The sequence below is a fragment of the Leisingera sp. ANG-M1 genome, assembly GCF_000813745.1.
Classification (GTDB): Bacteria; Pseudomonadota; Alphaproteobacteria; order Rhodobacterales; family Rhodobacteraceae; genus Leisingera.
Map to the genome: position 1 here is coordinate 1 of NZ_JWLC01000083.1, position 457 is coordinate 457.

Below are 457 nucleotides of genomic sequence, written 5' to 3' on the forward strand. Positions count from 1 at the left end.
TGACCCAGAAACTCGTCATCATCGGGGCCGGCATGGCCTCTGGCCGCGTGATCGAGCATCTGCTCGACGCGGATCCCGGAGCCTATGACATCACCCTGTTCAACGCCGAACCGCGCGGCAACTACAACCGCATCATGCTGAGCCCGGTGCTGTCGGGCGAGAAGACCTATGAGGACATCGTCACCCATTCAGATGAGTGGTATGCGGAGCGCGGCATTGCCTGCCGGTTCGGCGAGCATGTGGTAAAAATCGACCGCGAGATGAAAGTGGTCGAGGGTGAGAATGGGCATGTGCCTTACGACAAGCTGATCATCGCCACCGGCTCTGCTCCCTTCATCATCCCGGTGCCTGGCCACGATCTGCCAGGCGTGATCTCCTACCGCGACTTGGACGACACCAACGCGATGATCGAGGCCGCCGCCAAGGGCGGCAAGGCGGTGGTGATCGGCGGCGGCCT

The 457-nt window shown here is 62.1% G+C and carries 1 protein-coding gene; it reads left to right on the plus strand.

All coding sequences use genetic code 11. The annotated features are described in order from the left end of the window. The coding region (locus RA19_RS25485; RefSeq protein ID WP_039168835.1) for an NAD(P)/FAD-dependent oxidoreductase at positions 1 to 457 on the plus strand (457 nt) is incomplete at both ends.